This is a genomic window from Leisingera caerulea DSM 24564 (assembly GCF_000473325.1).
Lineage (GTDB): Bacteria > Pseudomonadota > Alphaproteobacteria > Rhodobacterales > Rhodobacteraceae > Leisingera > Leisingera caerulea.
This window is the reverse complement of the sequence record NZ_KI421513.1, coordinates 3,308,754-3,323,020: the sequence shown is the minus strand read 5'-3', so window position 1 is coordinate 3,323,020 and position 14,267 is coordinate 3,308,754. Positions and strand designations below refer to the sequence as shown.

The window sequence follows — 14,267 nt, the reverse complement described above, 5'->3', positions numbered from 1 at the left end:
CAGAAACGGGGCGCTGATGCGCCCCGTCCCAGTGCTCAGGCGGATTACTCGATCCAGCCTTTTTCCTTATAGTACTTGGCCGCGCCAGGATGCAGCGGAGCCGACAGGCCGTCCGCAATCATCTCTTCCGGCTTCAGGTTGGCGAAGGCCGGGTGCAGCTTCTGGAAGGCTTCGAAGTTTTCGAATACCGAGCTGACGACCGCATAAACCGCATCCTCGGACACGTCTGCCGAGGTCACGAAGGTCGCGCCCACACCAAAGGTCTTCACGTCCTCGTCGGTGCCGCGGTACATGCCGCCGGGAATGGTGGCTGTGCGGTAAAAGGAGTTGTCGCCAACCAGTTTCTCAACCGCTTCGCCGTCCACGGTGACCAGAACAGAGTCACAGGCAGTGGTGGCTTCCTGGATGGAGCCGGACGGGTGGCCGACGGTATAGATCATCGCGTCGATCTGGTTGTCGCACAGCGCCGCGGACTGTTCCGCCGCCTTCAGCTCGGTTGCCAGGGCGAAATCTTCCATGCCCCAGCCCTTGGCGTCCATCAGTACTTCCATGGTGCCGCGCTGGCCGGAGCCCGGGTTGCCGATGTTGACGCGCTTGCCCTTGAGGTCGTCAAAGGTGGAAATGCCGGCATCGGCGCGGGCCACCACGGTGAACGGCTCCGGATGCACCGAGAACACGGCGCGCAGGCCTTCGAACGGGCCCGCTTCCTCAAACTTGGAGGAGCCGTTGTAGGCGTGGTACTGCCAGTCCGACTGGGCGACGCCGAATTGCAGCTCGCCCTCGCGGATGGTGTTGATGTTGTAGACCGAACCGCCGGTGGATTCGACGGCGCACTTGAAGCCGTGCTCCTTGCGGCCCTTGTTCACCAGACGGCAAATGGCGCCGCCGGTCGGATAATACACGCCGGTCACGCCGCCGGTGCCGATGGTGATGAATTCCTGCGCAGATGCTGCCGGAGCCATAAAGGCCGCGGTCACCAAAGCACCGATCGCCAGCTTGGTGTGTTTCATGATCAAGTCTCTCCCACTTGTCTTATGATTTTCAGCCCGGCCCGGGGCTTAGCGAAAGCGGTGTTTTGCTTATCGCACGGCCAGAGAATTTGGCCCCCAAGCAAGGCGTGTGCGGATTTTTTTTGCACGCCCGCAAGGGTTTCACCGGGACCTTCCCAAGTCAAGGGTGCTATCTATTGACGCACCCCTGAAAACAGCATTTTTCTCTGCCATGACGACAGTTAGGTAAATTTCCCCGTCAGTTTTCCCTGGCTTCCAGGTACCGGCATACAAAGAATTTAATTGCAAGGGAAATCTGCGGGCCGGCGATTCTTGCGCTACGGCAATTGCGGTTGGGCTGTCACGTGCCGGGCGGGGTCTGCCACCGCTTTTTGCGCTTGTTTGCTGTTGGTTGGGGGATTGCCCTGGTGACAAATCCGGCAGATGGCGCTAATAAGCGTCACACAAAAATTGATCCGCGGTTCAAGAACCGAAACTGCGGGCAGGAAGTCAGGGAGCTTGCGGCAATGCTGCTGAGCCAAGTAATTCACGACAACCCGTCGCTGACGGATTTCTGGGCTTTGGAGCGCTGCGTCTCCGCCGAGGCCCGCAAGATACCGCAGGAGACCAGTGCGCCGCTGACCTGCGATGTGGAACCGGAGTTCCGCTGCACGCCGCGGAAATGGGATCTGATCCTGTCGGCGGCCCATGAACGCGGCCTGCGGGCACGCCAGGGCTGAATACGCTGCATCCAAGCTTCGGCACGCACGGACGGCCCCGCCAGCCCGCAGGCTCGCGGGGGCCGCATCGTTATTCTGCCGGGCTGGCTGCGGGCGTGCCCTTGATGCGTTCGCGCATGCCTTGCATCATTGCATAAAGCACCGGCACCACGATCACCCCGACAACCGTCGCTGCCAGCATGCCGCCAAAGACCGCGATACCGATGGCGCGCTGGCTGGAAGCCCCTGCGCCGGAGGCCGCCATCAGCGGCACCACCCCCAGCAGGAAGGACAGCGCCGTCATCATCACGGCGCGGAACCGCTGCTTGGCGGCCTCTTGCGCGGCGTCCCGGATACTTAGGCCGGCCGCGCGCTGCTCCATCGCAAATTCAACGATGAGGATGGCGTTCTTGGACGCAAGGCCAATCAGCATGATCATCCCGATCTGGGTGTAGAGGTTGATGTCATTGCCTGCGATGGCTACCGCCGCGACGGCGCCGAACAAGGCAACGATAACAGACAGGAGGATCGCAACCGGCATGGTCCAGCTTTCGTATTGCGCCACCAGGAACAGGTAGCCGAACAGCACCGCCATCGCCAGGATCACCGTCACCAGCCCCGCGGAATCCAGCTGCTGCTGCGCGGTGCCGGTCCACTCAAAGGCATAGCCCGGCGGCAGCGCCGTGGCGGCCTCCTCCTGCATCACCTGGATGGCATCCCCGGTTGACAGCCCGGGCCCGGGCACTGCCGTCACAGTGGCTGAGCGGAAGATATTGTGCCGCTTAAGGAGCACCGGCCCCAGCACGTTCTCCACATCTATGAGGGTCGACAGCGGCACCATCTCGCCGGTCTGCGCCCGCACATAAAGCCCGCCAATGTCCTCGATCTTGTCGCGATAGGAGCCCTCAGCCTGCAGCATCACCTTGTAGACGCGACCGAACAGGTTGAAATCGTTGACATAGTAAGAGCCCAGATGCGTCTGCATGGTCTGGAACACCTCGGCAATCGGCACGTTCAGCGTCTTGGCCTTCTCCCGGTCCAGATCGACAAATACCTGCGGCACGTTGGCCCGGAAGGTGGTGTAGGACTGGGCGATCTCGGGCCGCTGATTGGCAGAATAGACCAGCGATCCCACCGACTGAGCCAGATCCTGCGGAGTGCCGCCCGCGGTTTGCTGGACCGCCATCTCTACACCGGCCGACATGCCCAGTCCGGAGATCGGCGGCGGGTTGAAGGCAACGATGCTGGCCGCGGCCTCGGCGTTGGCGATCCCGTAGATCTGGCCGAGGATAGCGTTTGGCTGCAGGGGTTCGCTCTGCCGCTCATCCCACGGAGCCAGGTTGGCGATGATCATCGCGCCATTGGCGCTGGCGCCGTTCAGCAGGCTGAAGCCATTGACCAGGACTGTGCCCTGGACGCCGGGGATCTGGCGGATCTGTTCGTCAATCCGGCTGGTCACCGTTTCGGTCCGCCCCAAGGCCGCCGCATCGGGCAGCTGCACATCGACAAACAGGTACCCGTTGTCCTCGGACGGGAGGAAGCCTTTTGATGTCGCCGTAAATACCGATCCGGTGCCGAAGGCAAAAGCCGCGATAATCGCCAGCCCGATCACCGGCAGGCGCAGCAGGCGCGTGACAATGCCCAGGTAGCCGTTGCGCACACCGCCGATCATGTTCTCAAACAGGGCCAGCAGCCCCTTGGGCGGGCCTGACCGGGGTTTCAGCACCATGGCGCAAAGCGCGGGCGACAGGGTCAGTGCATTGATCGAGGAGATCACAACCGCAACCGAAATGGTCACGGCAAACTGGGAGAACAGCTTGCCGGTGATCCCGGGCATGAAGGTGACCGGCACAAACACCGCCAGCAGCACCAGCGTGGTCGCGATAACCGGTCCGGTGATCTGACCCATCGCCTTGCGGGTGGCCTCCACCGGGGGCAGACCCTCCTCGGCGATGATCCGTTCGACGTTCTCCACCACCACGATGGCGTCATCGACCACGATGCCGATCGCCAGCACCAGCGCAAACAGCGAGATGGTGTTGAGTGACATGCCAAGGGCCAGCAAAAACGCAAAGGTCCCGATCAGCGACACCGGGATTGCCACCGCCGGAATAACGGTCGCCCGCAGCGAGCCGAGGAAGATAAACACCACCGATATCACCAGCACAAAGGTCATCATCAGGGTGGTGATCACGTCGTTCAGCGATTGCTCCACAAAATCGGTGGTGTTGAAGGGCACGGAATAGGCGACGTCTGCAGGGAAATCCTGCGACAGCCTCTCCAGCTCGGCCAGCACCGCTTCGGAAACGGCCAGCGCATTGGCGCCAGGGGCCTGATAGACCGCCAGGATGGTGGCCGGCACGCCATCGTAAAAGCCCGAGGCGCTGTAGTTGGAGGCGCCCAGTTCCACCCGCGCGATATCGCTCAGCCGCACGGTGCTGCCGCCGTTGCCGGTGCGGATCACGATGTCCTCGAACTCGCTGACCTCGGTCAGGCGGCCCTTGGATTTGATGGTGTACTGGAACACCTGGTCGCCGGGCACCGGCGGTGCACCCACCTGCCCCGCCGAGACCTCGATATTCTGCTCCCGCACCGCGTTGATCACGTCGCCGGGCGAAATGCCGAGACCGGCCATCTTGTTGGGGTCGAGCCAGACGCGCATGGCGTATTCAAAATTTGTCAGGATGTCCGCCTTGCCGACGCCGGCCACTCTCGCCAGCGCATCCTTGATGTTGATAGCGGCATAGTTCGACAGGAACACGCTGTCATAGGTCCCCTCGGGTGAGGTGAGCGCCGTCACCAGCAGCATGTTGGAGGAGCTTTTCTGCGTCACCACACCGTTGGCCGTGACTTCGGCGGGCAGCGCCGCAACCGCTTGCGCCACCCGGTTCTGCACGTTGACGGAGGCGATGTCAGGGTCGGTGCCGACCTCAAAGGTCACCGACAGCGAATAGCTGCCGTTGTCGGCGGAGTTTGAGGACATATAGAGCATCCCGTCCACCCCATTCACCTGCGCCTCGATCGGCGCGGCGACGCTTTTTTCAACGGTTTCCGCGTTGGCGCCCGGGTAGCTGGCGGTGACGTTCACCACCGGCGGAGTGATTTCCGGGAACTGTGCAACAGGCAGAACGAAATAACCGATCATCCCCATGACCGTCAGAACCAGGGAAATGACAATTGCGAATTTAGGGCGTGAGATAAAGAGAGAGGAAAACATCGCTTACTCTCCAGCCTGCGCCGCCGGGACCGGGTCCACCTCGACGCCGGGGCGGATCTTTTGCAGGCCCTGGACCACAACGGTTTCACCCTGCGTCAGCCCGTCCAGCACGACAATGCCGGTGCCCTGCACATCCCCGGTCACGATATAGCGCTGCTGGACCTGGTTCTGGCCGTCGACAACTAATACAAACGGTCCCTGCTGATCGCGCTGAACCGCGGCCTGACTGATGATGATCCGGTCAATGGCCTCCTGCGACTGCAGGCCGACGGTCAGAAAAGCACCGTCGAGGATCAACCGGTTGCTGTTGTCGAATTTCGCCCGCACGGTGACGGCGCCGGTGTCCGGGTCAACCCGGTTGCCGGCAAAGGCGATCCGGCCCTTCTCCTCCAGTTCTTCACCGTTCGGCAGCACGACGAACACTTCCGGTGCGGTTTCGGGATTTGCGCGGTCGCGGCCTTTGGCCTCCAGCTCTTGCAGGATCTCGACGAACTGCTTTTCATTCAGCGAGAAGGAGACATAGACCGGAGCCTCCCGCACGATGTTCACCAAGGGGGAGCCGCTGGGGCTTACCACGTCGCCAATGCTGACCTCGACCCGGCCGAGGCGGCCGGAAAACGGCGCGCTGACTTCTGTGTAGCTCAGGTCCAGTTCAGCCTGCTGGATGGCAGCCTTGGCGGCCCGCACCTGGGCTTCGGCCACCAGCTCATTGGCGCGGGCGGTGTCACGGTCCGCCTCCGGCACCGAACCGCGCTCGAACAGTTCCTGCTTGCGGGCCAGATCCAGCGAGGCCAGCTCCAGGTTGGCTTCCGCCTGCGCCAGTTCCGCCCGGCGGCTTTCCAGCACGGCTTCATAGGCGCTGCGCTCAATGCGGAACAGCACATCCCCCCGCTCCACCTCGGCGCCGTCTTCCACCAGCACCTCCTCCAGATAACCGCTGACACGGGCCATGATGTCGGCCTTGTCAATCGCCTCGCCCCGGCCGATGAACGTGGCCGTGTCCTTGATCGGCTTCACGACAGCCGGCGCAACCGACACCTTCGGCGCCGAGCCCTGCTGGGCGGCTGCAGGCCCCGCAAGCATCAGCCCTGCAGCTGCAACCATCGCAAGACCGGTTCCACCAGACAGGCCTGCAGTCCAAAATCGTGCCATGCTGTGCCCTTTCGAATATTGGAAGTGTATTAGGAATGATTGCAGCAACGGCTGTGGCAGCCGCTTTTGCGGAAACGAAATTTCCTCCATTCAATAATTTGCTAACCTTAACCGCAAGAGCCGTTGTTACGTCTTGGGCGTTTCTCTTGCTGCTTGGCCCGGACAACCGCACCATTTTCCCCCGGCGCGCTGCTCAATCACCGCCAGGCGGGAACCCCAGGCGGCGGCCAGGGGTTATCAACACGGGAGCCCGACGGACAGGCCGGCCGGGCGGGCCCCGTTGATAGCTGCCGCCGCGCCGCTATCTGATCCCGCAGATGCCGGCAGGCCAGAATGCCAGGAGGATACCATGCGTTGGAGAGGACGCCGCGGAAGCAGCAACATTGAGGACCGGCGGGGCCGGGGTTTCACCGGCAGAACCGCCGGAGTCGGCGGCGCGGGGGCGATTCTGATTATTGTGGTCGGCGCCTTTCTGGGTGTGGACCTGACGCCTCTGCTGCAAGGCACGGCACCGCAAAGCAGCCAGTCCGCGCCGGTCACCGAAGCCGACCAGGCCGCGGCCGAATTCGTCAGCGTCGCCCTGGCCGATACTGAGGATGTGTGGTCGACGATTTTCGACCAGCAGCTGGGCCGGGCCTACGATCCTGCTGTTCTGGTGCTTTACAAGGGCGTCACGCAATCGCCCTGCGGCGGGGCCTCCGGCGCGACCGGACCGTTTTATTGCCCGCTGGATGAGAAGGTCTATCTCGACACCTCCTTTTTCACCACGCTCAGCCAGCGGCTGGGCGCCAGCGGTGATTTCGCAGCCGCCTATGTGGTGGCGCATGAGGTTGCCCATCATGTCCAGAACGAACTTGGCATCCTGGGCCAGACCCAGCGCATCCGCGCCCAGGTCAGCGAGGTTGAGTCCAACGCGATTTCCGTGCGCACCGAACTGCAGGCCGATTGCTTCTCCGGCATCTGGGCGCGCTATGCCCGGGATCAGCTGGGCACGCTGGAGCCGGGCGACATCAGCGAAGCGATGAACGCCGCCAAACAGATCGGCGATGACACGCTGCAGCGCAACGCGGGCCAAGTGCCGCAGCCGCATACCTTCTCGCACGGCACCAGCGCCCAGCGGCAGGCTTGGTTTGCGCGCGGGTACGAGAGCGGGGATATCAACACCTGCGACACCTTCTCGGCCAACTCGCTTTGATCCAGCGGCTGCGGGTCCATTGAATTCTGCTGGGGTTGGTGGTTGTCTAACTTTACAGGCAGCGCTACGCCGGAGCCGGAAACCGGATCGATTCCGGCGCCGCGCCATGGCCGCCGGACTAGGGAGACAGCCAGATGAAAGTTGACGGTACGCATTACCGGTCCCTGTGGTGGGACCATGACAAGGACGCGCTGCAGATCATTGATCAGCGCTGGCTGCCGCATGACTTCCGCATCCAGCAGGTCAGCACCCTGCAGGAATTTGCAGACGCGATTGTCGAAATGCGGGTGCGCGGCGCGCCGCTGATCGGGGCGACCGCCGCCTATGGGATGGCGCTGGCGATGCGGCTGGATCCGTCCGATACCGCGATGGATCAGGCGTGGAGCTTTCTGAACGCCACCCGCCCCACCGCCATCAACCTGCGCTGGGCGCTGGACCGCTGCCGCAATCACCTGCGCCCGCTGGCCGAAGGCGAACGCGCCCCGGCGGCCTTGGCGCTGGCCCATGACATCGCCGATGAGGATGTCGAAATCAACCGCAGCATCGGGGCGCATGGGCTGGAGCTGATCAAACAAATCGCCGCCGGCAAACCGGCATGCGAGCCCGTCCGGCTGCTGACCCACTGCAACGCTGGCTGGATTGCCACCGTCGACTGGGGCACCGCCACCAGCCCGATGTACCAGGCCCATGACGCCGGTATCCCGATCCACGTCTGGGTGGATGAGACCCGCCCGCGCAACCAGGGCGCGCTGACCTCCTGGGAACTGGGCAGCCACGGTATCAGCCACAGCTACATCACCGACAACGCCGGCGGCCATCTGATGCAGCACGGCCAGGTCGATCTGGTGATCACCGGCACCGACCGCACTACCCGCCGCGGCGACGTCTGCAACAAGATCGGCACCTACCTCAAGGCGCTGGCAGCCAAGGACAACGGCGTGCCCTTCTATGTCGCCCTGCCCTCGCCGACGATCGACTGGACCGTCTCGGATGGCGCTTCCGAAATTCCGATTGAGGAGCGCAGCGAACGCGAGATCACCCATGTCCAGGGCAAGACGGAGAGCGGTGAAATCGGTGTGGTCCAGGTCACGCCCGATGGTACCCTTGGCGGCAACCCCGCCTTTGACGTGACGCCCAACCGGCTGGTCACAGGGCTGATCACCGAACGCGGCGTCTGCGAAGCCTCCGAGGAAGGCTTGGCCGGGCTGTTCCCGGAAATGACCGCTGCCAAGTCCGCATGACCGGGGCGTCTGAGGTGAAACCGCCCTACCAGGATTGCACCGGGCTACGGCAGGCGGTGATCGACGCCTGCCTTGAGATGAATGCCACCGGGATCAACCAGGGCACATCCGGCAATATCTCCGTTCGGGCGGGCGATCATATGCTGATCACCCCCTCCGGCGTGCCTTATGAAAAGATGACCCCCGCGGATCTGGTTTGTATGCCGCTGGACGGCAGTGCCGCGCCAGAGGGTCAGCTGAAACCCTCCACCGAGTGGCCGTTTCACTTGGCGATCCTGCAGGCCAAGCCTGCCGTCAACGCCGTTGTCCATGCTCATCCTGTCTATTGCAGCGCGCTGGCGATGAACCGGCAGTCAATCCCCGCCTGCCACTATATGGTGGCGGCCTTTGGCGGCAGCGACGTGCCGGTGGCGGACTATGCCCTGTTCGGCAGCCGCCAGCTGTCGGAAAATATCACCCGCGCTTTGCAGAACCGCAGTGCTTGCCTGATGGCCAACCATGGCGCGGTCGCCACAGGTGAAAGCCTTCCCCGCGCGCTCTGGAGGATGACGGAACTCGAAACACTGGCAAAGGGTTATGCGACCAGCCTGACCTTGGGAAAAACGCATATCCTGAGCGAAGACGAGATGGCGGCGGTGATCGCAGCCTTCGCTGATTACGGCCTGAAAGACAGCCGCTGATTTTGCGCGGACGCAAAGCACAACCGGGGTGAGCCGCCCGCCGCAGGCAATCCCTACCGAACTTGCCGCACTGGCTCCGGAACTTTCCCGATGTGTTTGATATTTAGCGGAAATCTGTGGTGCCCAAGGAGAGACTCGAACTCTCACGATGTTGCCATCGGGGGATTTTGAATCCCCTGCGTCTACCATTCCGCCACTTGGGCCACGCCCTTTTCCTAGCCAAGCCTGCCGCCAAGGTCCAGAGGCAAAACGGCCCTTCTGCGCCGAATTCACACCCCGTTGCAATTTCATCCGCAGCAAAGGTTGACGGAGGCCGGCGCACGTGCCACGTCCCTCTGCAAACGCCGTTGAGGACGCAGGGCGCAGCATGCTGAAACCGTTATATGACCGGACGATGGCCTTGGCCGATCACCCCAAGGCGCTCTGGTGTCTGGCCGCTGTGGCCTTTGTCGAAAGCTCGGTATTTCCGATTCCGCCCGACGTGCTGATGATCCCGATGATCCTGGCCCGCCCGTCCCGCGCCTGGCTGATTGCACTGGTGGCCTTGGCGGCCTCTGTCGCAGGCGGAATGCTCGGCTATGCCATCGGTGCCTTCTTCTATGACAGCATTGGCCAGCCGGTGCTGGAGGCGATGGGCAAAGGCGGCGCCATGTCGGAATTCAACGCCCGCTTCAACGACTTTGGCTTCTGGGCGGTTCTCGGCGCCGGCATCACGCCGTTCCCCTACAAGGTGATCACTATCATGTCGGGCTGGACAGGCATGCCGCTTGGGACCTTCATTGCCACCTCTATCCTTGCGCGGGCACTGCGTTTTTTCATCGTGGCTGGTCTGCTCTGGCAGTTCGGGGCCCCGATCCGCGACTTCATTGAACGCCGCCTGGGGCTGGTCTTCTCGGCCTTTATGGTCGTCCTGTTCGGCGGCTTCCTGATGGTGAGGTTTCTCTGATCATGCACCGCTTATTGATTGTCATCGCTGCCACCGGCTCTGCCGCACTGCTGCTTGGGGCGCTGGGCTTCCAGTACATTGGCGAGATGGCGCCCTGCAAACTGTGCTACTGGCAGCGCTATCCGCATGCTGCGGCGGCCGGGATCGGCGTTCTGGCACTGATCATTCCCAGTGCGGTGCTGCCTTATCTGGGGGCGCTGGCGGCGCTGTCCACTGCCGGGGTCGGCGTCTATCATACCGGTGTTGAGCGCGGCTGGTGGGAAGGCCCCTCCACCTGCACCTCCGGGCCGGTGAGCGGGCTGTCGCCCGATCAGCTGATGGAGCAGATCATGGCCGCGCCGTTGGTGCGCTGCGATGAGGTCCCGTGGGAGCTGTTTTCCCTCTCCATGGCCAGCTGGAATGCCATTGCCTCCTTTGGCCTGGCGCTGATCTGGATTGCCGCCGCCAACCATGCCCGCAAGAAAGGTTAACGGTCCGGTAAGCTGAAACCAGGCCGCTAACCCATTGATCGCGTTTAGGCCGTCCCGGCTTCAGGTGTCCTTTTTCGTGGCCAGCAGCAGATTTGTTTCGCTGCTCACCACCCCCTCAAAGGTGCGGATCTTGGCCAGCGCTGCGTCCAGTGTTTCCAAAGTCTCGGTCCCGAGTTCGATGATCAAATCCCAGCGGCCGTTGGTTGTGTGAATCGCCCGCACCTCCGGCAGCCCTTGCAGCTGCCGGGTGATCCGGCTGGTACCGCGGCCCTCGATGCCGATCATCATCAGGCCGCGCACCGGATCGCGCAGCACATCCTCCTTCAGCACCACGGTGAACCCCAGAATGTCGCCGCGCGCCTGCAGCCGCTCGATCCTGGCCCGCACCGTCGTCCGCGACAGGTTCAGTTCCAGCGCCAGGTCTGACAAAGACGCCCGCGCATTGTGGCGCAGCGCAGAGATCAGACGCTCATCCGTTTTGTCCATACTCCACCTCAATTTGAACAATCAGTTCCCATTATGCGCAAAGTGATGACTGGATTCCATCACATTTCGGAAGTTAACAGGAAGAAAGCCAACGTTTTGAGAGAGCAAAACCGTGACGTCGCAACATTGCATTCTAATTGGAGCCCCGGTCGACAGCGGCAAGCGCCGGGCCGGCTGCCTGATGGGCCCGGACGCCTACCGGACCGCTGGGATTGCCGCCGCCCTGGAAAGCCTTGGCCACACGGTGGAAGATATTGGCAACCTGGCGCCGGAGGCCCATCCTGCCGACACCAATGACGGACTCGTCTACGCCCGCAACGAAACCATCGGCTGGACTTCGCGCCTCGCGCAGGCTGCCGAAGACGCGCTGGAGTGCGGCCTGCCGGTGTTCCTGGGCGGCGATCACTCGCTGTCGCTGGGATCCGTGGCCGGGGCTGCAAACTTTGCCGCAAAGGAAGGCCGGCCGCTGTTTGTGCTTTGGCTGGACGCGCATACGGATTTCCACACGCCGGAGACATCGGACAGCGGCAATCTGCACGGCACACCGGTTGGATATTTCACCGGGCGCAGGGGGTTCGACGACTTTCCTGAAGTTCTGAACCCGGTTCCGGAGGAGAATGTCTGCATGATCGGCCTGCGGTCTGTGGACACTCAGGAGCGGCTCGCGCTGGAAGACAGTTCCATCCGCACCCATGACATGCGCCATATTGATGAAAACGGCATTGCCGGCCCGTTGAACCGGTTCTTGGATCAGGTCGCCCAGGCCAATGGCATGCTTCACGTCTCGCTGGACGTGGACTTTCTCGACCCCTCGGTCGCGCCGGCTGTCGGCACCACCGTTCCCGGCGGCGCCACCGTGCGCGAGGCGCACCTGGTCTGCGAAATTCTGCACGACTCCGGCCTGATGACCTCGCTGGATCTGGTTGAGCTGAACCCGTTCCTGGATGAGCGCGGCCGCACGGCGCATCTGATGGTGGACCTCTGCGCCTCCGCCCTGGGCCGCCGAGTGTTCGACCGCCCGACACGGAGCTACCAGTGACCAGCCTGCAAGCCCCCTCTGCGGTGGTAATGATCCGGCCGCATCATTTCCGCTCGAACCCGGAAACAAAGGGCGACAACGCTTTCCAAACATTGGCAAATACCTCGGTCACGGCAACCGCGGCCCAGGCGCTGGCGGAATTCGATGGCGCCGTTGAAGCCCTGCGCGGCGCGGGCGTTTCGGTGCATGTGTTCGACGATACCACCACCGAAACCCCGGACAGCGTGTTTCCAAACAACTGGTTCTCTACCCATGCAGGCGGCCACGTTGCGGTTTATCCGATGTTTGCGAAGAACCGCCGCAAGGAGCGCCGCTGGGATGTGATCGAGCTGCTGAAACGGGAGTACCGGGTTCAGGACGTGATCGACTATTCCGGCTTGGAACAGGACGGGCTGTCGCTGGAAGGCACCGGTGCCATGGTGCTGGACCACATCGGCCGCATTGCCTACACCGTGAAGTCCAACCGCGCCGACCCAGTGCTGCTGGAGCGCTTCTGTACTCATTTCAACTTTGAACCCATGGTGTTCGAAGCCAAAGATGAAGCGGGCCGCGACGTGTATCACACCAATGTTCTGATGGGGATCGGCACCGGTTACGCGCTGATCTGCCTGGACATGATTGCCGATCCCGCCCGCCGCGTTGAGGTTGCCGCACGGCTGGAGGAAACCGGCCGGCAGGTAATTGACCTCACGCCCCATCAGATCGCCAGTTTCGCAGGCAACGCCCTGGAGCTTACTGGCCGCAAACGGCTTCTGGCTCTGTCGGCCAAGGCGTTGGACGCGCTGCGTCCGGATCAGATTTCAGTCATTGAACAGAGCGCAGAGCCGCTGCCGCTGACCATTCCCACCATCGAAACCGCAGGCGGGTCGGTGCGCTGCATGCTGGCAGGCATCCACCTGAGCCCCCGTGAAAGGAAATCCGCATGACACAGCCTTCGGACAAGGCACTGGTGCCTTTTGTCAGCGTCGACAACATGATGCGCCTCATTCATCACGTCGGCATCGAGCAGATGATGCGCGATCTGGCCGAATATGTGGAAGAAGACTTCAAGCGCTGGGAGCTGTTTGACAAAACCCCGCGCGTCGCCAGCCACTCCGACGTCGGTGTGATCGAGCTGATGCCGACCTCCGATGGGGAGGCCTATGGCTTCAAGTATGTGAACGGCCACCCCAAGAACACATCCGAAGGGCTGCAAACCGTCACCGCATTCGGCTTGCTGGCGGATGTCTACACCGGTTACCCGGTGCTGCTGACCGAAATGACCATGCTGACCGCGCTGCGCACCGCCGCGACCTCAGCAATGGCCGCCAAGTATCTGGCCCCAAAGGGGTCGACCACGATGGCGATGATCGGCAACGGGGCCCAGTCTGAATTCCAGACGCTGGCGATGAAGGCAATCATCGGCCTGAGATCCGTGCGCCTGTATGATAATGACCCGGCCGCGACCGAAAAATGCGCCCGCAACCTGCAAGGGGTGGGAATTGAGGTCGTGTCCTGCAAGACGCCGGAGGAGGCGATCGAAGGCGCGCAGATCCTCACCACCTGCACCGCGGACAAGCAGTATGCCACAATTCTGACCGACAACATGGTGGGCAGCGGCGTCCACATTAACGCGATCGGTGGCGACTGCCCCGGCAAGACCGAACTGGCGCCCGGCATCCTCAACCGGTCCGACGTTTTTGTCGAATACCCGCCCCAAACCCGGATCGAGGGCGAGATCCAGCAGATGCCGGATGATTTTGCCGTGACCGAATTGTGGGAAGTGATTGCGGGCAATAAACAGGGCCGCACCGGTGACCGCCAGATCACGCTGTTTGACAGCGTCGGCTTTGCCATCGAGGACTTCTCGGCGCTGCGCTATATCCGCGACCGCATCAAGGGGACCGATTACTTCATCGACCTGGACATGCTTGCTGATCCGGACGATCCGCGCGACCTGTTCGGTATGCTTCAGCGCGCCAAACCCTGAAGCGCCGCGCCCTGACACCCTGCAAAGGCGGCCCGCTGAACTGAGGCCGCCGGCACCTCCGGCCTCCTTGTCTGTTCGCCGCAGTCAGCGGCATCTGCCGGCACTGCTCATGGGGATCTGAGCAGTCGCCCCACCGGGAGCAGGCACTCAGGCAATGAGGCCGG

At 62.7% G+C, this 14,267-nt stretch carries 13 protein-coding genes and 1 tRNA gene; 9 read left to right on the top strand and 5 right to left on the bottom strand.

Annotated elements, in window-relative coordinates; all coding sequences use genetic code 11:
* Positions 1-44: 44 nt before the first annotated feature.
* Positions 45-1,010, bottom strand: a complete 966-nt coding sequence (locus tag CAER_RS0123405) for a TAXI family TRAP transporter solute-binding subunit (RefSeq protein WP_027237647.1) — start codon at positions 1,008-1,010, stop codon at positions 45-47.
* Between the two features lie 506 nt (positions 1,011-1,516).
* On the opposite strand from CAER_RS0123405, the gene CAER_RS0123400 reads away from it, so the two are divergent.
* The gene (locus CAER_RS0123400) at positions 1,517-1,729 is read left to right on the top strand and encodes a hypothetical protein (RefSeq protein WP_027237646.1); all 213 of its coding nucleotides are present in this window, start codon (positions 1,517-1,519) and stop codon (positions 1,727-1,729) included.
* Between the two features lie 70 nt (positions 1,730-1,799).
* Here the strand turns inward: CAER_RS0123400 and CAER_RS0123395 are convergent, their stop codons facing one another.
* Complete coding sequence (locus CAER_RS0123395) at positions 1,800-4,925, bottom strand: efflux RND transporter permease subunit (RefSeq protein ID WP_027237645.1); 3,126 nt, start codon at positions 4,923-4,925, stop codon at positions 1,800-1,802.
* A 3-nt stretch (positions 4,926-4,928) separates the two neighbouring features.
* Positions 4,929-6,077, bottom strand: coding sequence for an efflux RND transporter periplasmic adaptor subunit (locus CAER_RS0123390; RefSeq protein ID WP_051357845.1), 1,149 nt, complete (start codon positions 6,075-6,077; stop codon positions 4,929-4,931).
* Positions 6,078-6,426: 349 nt separating this feature from the next.
* Here CAER_RS0123390 and ypfJ point away from each other — a divergent pair, with 349 nt between their 5' ends.
* From ypfJ to CAER_RS0123375, 3 genes are all read left to right on the top strand, one after another.
* A complete protein-coding gene (gene ypfJ / locus CAER_RS0123385) occupies positions 6,427-7,272 on the top strand; it encodes a KPN_02809 family neutral zinc metallopeptidase (RefSeq protein WP_027237643.1) in 846 nt (281 codons plus the stop codon).
* Positions 7,273-7,406: 134 nt separating this feature from the next.
* A complete protein-coding gene (mtnA, locus tag CAER_RS0123380) occupies positions 7,407-8,513 on the top strand; it encodes an S-methyl-5-thioribose-1-phosphate isomerase (RefSeq protein ID WP_027237642.1) in 1,107 nt (368 codons plus the stop codon).
* Positions 8,510-9,193, top strand: a complete 684-nt coding sequence (locus CAER_RS0123375; RefSeq protein ID WP_051357844.1) for a class II aldolase/adducin family protein — start codon at positions 8,510-8,512, stop codon at positions 9,191-9,193. Before mtnA ends, CAER_RS0123375 begins: the two co-directional genes overlap by 4 nt.
* 117 nt (positions 9,194-9,310) lie before the next feature.
* Here the strand turns inward: CAER_RS0123375 and CAER_RS0123370 are convergent.
* Positions 9,311-9,396 (bottom strand) — tRNA-Leu (locus CAER_RS0123370).
* 164 nt (positions 9,397-9,560) lie between these two features.
* Here CAER_RS0123370 and CAER_RS0123365 point away from each other — a divergent pair.
* Both CAER_RS0123365 and CAER_RS0123360 read left to right on the top strand, forming a co-directional pair.
* Positions 9,561-10,139, top strand: a complete 579-nt coding sequence (locus tag CAER_RS0123365) for a YqaA family protein (RefSeq protein WP_027237640.1) — start codon at positions 9,561-9,563, stop codon at positions 10,137-10,139.
* A 2-nt stretch (positions 10,140-10,141) separates the two neighbouring features.
* Positions 10,142-10,609, top strand: coding sequence for a disulfide bond formation protein B (locus tag CAER_RS0123360; RefSeq protein WP_027237639.1), 468 nt, complete (start codon positions 10,142-10,144; stop codon positions 10,607-10,609).
* Positions 10,610-10,669: 60 nt separating this feature from the next.
* Here the strand turns inward: CAER_RS0123360 and CAER_RS0123355 are convergent, their stop codons facing one another.
* Positions 10,670-11,095: an Lrp/AsnC family transcriptional regulator gene (locus CAER_RS0123355; protein WP_027237638.1), complete on the bottom strand. Its 426-nt coding sequence runs from the start codon at positions 11,093-11,095 to the stop codon at positions 10,670-10,672.
* Positions 11,096-11,207: 112 nt separating this feature from the next.
* On the opposite strand from CAER_RS0123355, the gene rocF reads away from it, so the two are divergent.
* From rocF to CAER_RS0123340, 3 genes are read left to right on the top strand one after another with little or no spacing between them, the layout of a single operon-like run.
* Entirely contained in the window at positions 11,208-12,134 is a 927-nt protein-coding gene (gene rocF / locus CAER_RS0123350) for an arginase (protein ID WP_027237637.1), read from the top strand.
* Positions 12,131-13,060 (top strand): citrulline utilization hydrolase CtlX, encoded by a 930-nt coding sequence (gene ctlX / locus CAER_RS0123345; protein WP_027237636.1) that lies wholly within the window; start codon positions 12,131-12,133, stop codon positions 13,058-13,060. The genes rocF and ctlX overlap by 4 nt, the downstream gene beginning before the upstream one ends.
* Positions 13,057-14,103 (top strand): ornithine cyclodeaminase, encoded by a 1,047-nt coding sequence (locus tag CAER_RS0123340; RefSeq protein WP_027237635.1) that lies wholly within the window; start codon positions 13,057-13,059, stop codon positions 14,101-14,103. The genes ctlX and CAER_RS0123340 overlap by 4 nt, the downstream gene beginning before the upstream one ends.
* The last annotated feature ends 164 nt before the right edge of the window (positions 14,104-14,267 follow it).

What these genes read in the sequence shown, in the direction of transcription:
- CAER_RS0123405 (WP_027237647.1), bottom strand. Translation starts at nt 1,010, where the DNA reads ATGAAACACACCAAGCTGGCGATCGGTGCTTTGGTGACCGCGGCCTTT.
- CAER_RS0123400 (WP_027237646.1), top strand. Translation starts at nt 1,517, where the DNA reads ATGCTGCTGAGCCAAGTAATTCACGACAACCCGTCGCTGACGGATTTC.
- CAER_RS0123395 (WP_027237645.1), bottom strand. Translation starts at nt 4,925, where the DNA reads ATGTTTTCCTCTCTCTTTATCTCACGCCCTAAATTCGCAATTGTCATT.
- CAER_RS0123390 (WP_051357845.1), bottom strand. Translation starts at nt 6,077, where the DNA reads ATGGCACGATTTTGGACTGCAGGCCTGTCTGGTGGAACCGGTCTTGCG.
- ypfJ (WP_027237643.1), top strand. Translation starts at nt 6,427, where the DNA reads ATGCGTTGGAGAGGACGCCGCGGAAGCAGCAACATTGAGGACCGGCGG.
- mtnA (WP_027237642.1), top strand. Translation starts at nt 7,407, where the DNA reads ATGAAAGTTGACGGTACGCATTACCGGTCCCTGTGGTGGGACCATGAC.
- CAER_RS0123375 (WP_051357844.1), top strand. Translation starts at nt 8,510, where the DNA reads ATGACCGGGGCGTCTGAGGTGAAACCGCCCTACCAGGATTGCACCGGG.
- CAER_RS0123365 (WP_027237640.1), top strand. Translation starts at nt 9,561, where the DNA reads ATGCTGAAACCGTTATATGACCGGACGATGGCCTTGGCCGATCACCCC.
- CAER_RS0123360 (WP_027237639.1), top strand. Translation starts at nt 10,142, where the DNA reads ATGCACCGCTTATTGATTGTCATCGCTGCCACCGGCTCTGCCGCACTG.
- CAER_RS0123355 (WP_027237638.1), bottom strand. Translation starts at nt 11,095, where the DNA reads ATGGACAAAACGGATGAGCGTCTGATCTCTGCGCTGCGCCACAATGCG.
- CAER_RS0123340 (WP_027237635.1), top strand. Translation starts at nt 13,057, where the DNA reads ATGACACAGCCTTCGGACAAGGCACTGGTGCCTTTTGTCAGCGTCGAC.